This is a genomic window from Novosphingobium silvae (genome assembly GCF_009856825.1).
In the GTDB taxonomy this organism is placed as follows: Bacteria; Pseudomonadota; Alphaproteobacteria; order Sphingomonadales; family Sphingomonadaceae; genus Novosphingobium; species Novosphingobium silvae.
The window spans coordinates 1-2,625 of sequence record NZ_WVTD01000056.1; the positions used below are offsets into that span (position 1 = coordinate 1).

Below are 2,625 nucleotides of genomic sequence, written 5' to 3' on the forward strand. Positions count from 1 at the left end.
GTAAGCGGTCAAAATCCCCCACATTCTCATGATTTCGCGATTTGGTAGGTGTTGAGCCTTGCATTTGCGAGGTGGTGATGAGTGGTGATTTCGAAACCAGTTTCGAAACTGAAAGGGGTGGGAGGGCAGGCAAGGTCGAGCGTCTTGACGTCATTCCCTTGTCGAATGGCAACCGTGGATGGACGCCTGCGGCGAAGGCGCGGATCATCGAGGAGAGTTTCAAGCAGGGCGCGAATGTGGCCGAGGTAGCCCGGCGTCACGGCATGCTCCCGCAACAGCTTTATAACTGGCGAGGGCGTTTCCGGGAACGGGCCGAGGGGATGGGCTTTGTTCCCGCGGTGATTGAAAGCCCGCCGGCACCTCCCGTACCGTCGCCATCTTCTGGGCCACCGGCGCCTGCAGTGTCATCGTTGCCCGCGAGTTCGAGGAGTGGCGGTGAGATTATTATCGAGACCCGCGGGCTGTCGATCCGCATCCCGTCCGACGTGGATGCCGACCATATCGAGCGGGTGCTCCTGGCCGCGCAGGTGAACACATGATCATTCCGCCCGGACCGTTGAAGGTGCTTGTCGCGACGCAGCCTGTGGACTTCAGGAAGGGTATGGCGGGCCTCGCCTCACTGGTGCAGCAGGAACTGCGGCTCGACCCATTCTCAGGCATGCTTTTTGTCTTCCGGGCACGCCGGGCGGACAGAATAAAACTCCTCCTGTGGGACGGCACCGGGCTCGTACTGGTGACGAAGCGGCTGCAGGATGGGAAGTTCCGCTGGCCCCGCCCGGGAGACGGAGTGATGAAGCTGTCGGCGGCCCAGGCTTCCGCGCTGTTCGAGGGGCTGGACTGGTCGCGCATGCACGTGCCGCGGGTGCCAAAGCCACTTCATGCGCAGTAGATCGCACGCCTGATTCTACCTGACGCAAGGCTGTTCCCAGACGTGGGGAACTGGCTAGAATGCGGGCGTGGTGGCGCATCCCGAACCCCCTGTCGAGACCGGCCCGGAGGCTGGATATGACGAGCTTCCCGACAATGTGGAGCAGCTCAAGGCGATGGTGCTGGCCGAGCGCGCTCGCGCGGCACGGCTCGAACATATCCTCAAGCTGATCAACCGCTCGACCTTCGGCAAGCGTTCGGAAAAGCTGCCGGTCGATCAACTGGCCTTGACGCTGGAAGACCAGAACGTCGCGCTTGGTGAAGCCGATGGCTTGCAGGACAAGGCGGCCGAGGAGGCCGGACGTTACGGCCTCAGGCCGCGTCGCCGGCGGGCTCCAGATGCCGAGCGCGCATCGCTGCCGGCCCATCTGCCGCGCTTCGAGACGGTGATCGAGCCCAAAAACCTGGAATGCGCCTGTGGCGGGACGCTGCACAAGATTGGCGAGGACCGTTCCGAACGGCTCGACATCATCCCGGCCCAGCATCGCGTGATGGTGACGATCCGCCCCCGCTATGCCTGCCGCTGCTGCAGCGACGGCGTTCGCCAAGCGTCGGCCCCGGCGCATGTAGTGCCGGGCGGCTTGCCGACCGAAGCGCTGATCGCCGATGTTCTGATCAACAAATATTGCGATCACCTGCCGCTCTATCGGCAATCGAAGATCTTCGCCCGGCAAGGCATCGAGATCAGCCGCGCCACTATGGCGAACTGGGTTGGTCGTGGCATCGCTGCGCTGATGCCCATCACCGACAGGATGCGCGCCGATGCGCTTGCCCGTGCCCGTCTGTTCGTCGACGAAACCACGGTCAAGGTGCTGGCGCCGGGAACGGGCAAGACGAAAACCGGCTATATGTGGGTCATAGTGTGCGACGATCGCGCTCATGGCGGCGTCGATCCGCCTCTGGCGCTATACACATATATGCCAGGACGCGGAAAGATGTGGGCCAAGCAGTTGCTTGGGTCATACCAAGGCATCCTGCAGGTCGATGCCTGGCAGGCCTATGACCAGTTCGGCAAGGACGATGGCGCCGACACCGGCGTCACCAAGTCCTACTGCTGGGCTCATCTGCGGCGCGGGTTCGTCGATGCAGGCAGCGATGCTCCGGTCGCGCAGGACGCCTTGCAGCGCATTGCCGAAATCTATGGCATCGAAAAGGAAATCCGTGGGCGCACGGCCGAAGAACGCCTCGCTGTCAGGCAGGAGCGGACCCGTCCGCTGGTCGACAAGCTCCATGCCTGGTTCGCCGCCACCGCACCGCGCATGATGGCCGGATCGGCAACGAGCGATGCGATGAAATATGCGCTCAAGCGCTGGGCGGGCTTCACCCGGTTCCTCGACGACGGCAGGATCGAGATCGATAATAACACCGCCGAACGGGCTATCAGGCCGGTGACTCTCCAAAGAAAAAATGCACTCTTCACCGGCCACCAGCTCGGTGCAGAAAACTGGGCGGCGATCTCCTCGCTGGTCGAAACCTGCAAGATGCTGGACATCAACCCCTACGCCTATCTCTGCGATGTCCTTACCCGGATCATCACCCGCGCGGATACCGATCCGATCGACGATCTGTTGCCCTATTGCTGGACCGATGCCAACGCCGCGCAAACCTCGTTCGAACTGAGCAGCATCGCAAGCGCCGCCTGATCGTCCAAATTACAGCCCCGTTCTCAAGGCCACGTGGGGGATTTTTACCGCTTAC

3 protein-coding genes are annotated in these 2,625 nt (G+C 62.4%); all 3 read left to right on the forward strand.

Annotation, left to right across the window (positions count from 1 at the left end; all coding sequences use genetic code 11):
* Positions 1 to 77 precede the first annotated feature (77 nt).
* Positions 78 to 539, forward strand: coding sequence for an IS66-like element accessory protein TnpA (tnpA, locus tag GR702_RS21875; protein WP_122129165.1), 462 nt, complete (start codon positions 78 to 80; stop codon positions 537 to 539).
* Positions 536 to 889, forward strand: coding sequence for an IS66 family insertion sequence element accessory protein TnpB (gene tnpB, locus GR702_RS21880; protein WP_037523654.1), 354 nt, complete (start codon positions 536 to 538; stop codon positions 887 to 889). The genes tnpA and tnpB overlap by 4 nt, the downstream gene beginning before the upstream one ends.
* A 154-nt stretch (positions 890 to 1,043) precedes the next feature.
* Positions 1,044 to 2,570, forward strand: coding sequence for an IS66 family transposase (gene tnpC, locus GR702_RS21885; RefSeq protein ID WP_099232373.1), 1,527 nt, complete (start codon positions 1,044 to 1,046; stop codon positions 2,568 to 2,570).
* Positions 2,571 to 2,625: the final 55 nt, after the last annotated feature.

Excerpts from the sequence above, each read along its gene's own strand:
- tnpA (WP_122129165.1), top strand. The coding sequence starts at position 78 with ATGAGTGGTGATTTCGAAACCAGTTTCGAAACTGAAAGGGGTGGGAGG.
- tnpB (WP_037523654.1), top strand. The coding sequence starts at position 536 with ATGATCATTCCGCCCGGACCGTTGAAGGTGCTTGTCGCGACGCAGCCT.
- tnpC (WP_099232373.1), top strand. The coding sequence starts at position 1,044 with ATGGTGCTGGCCGAGCGCGCTCGCGCGGCACGGCTCGAACATATCCTC.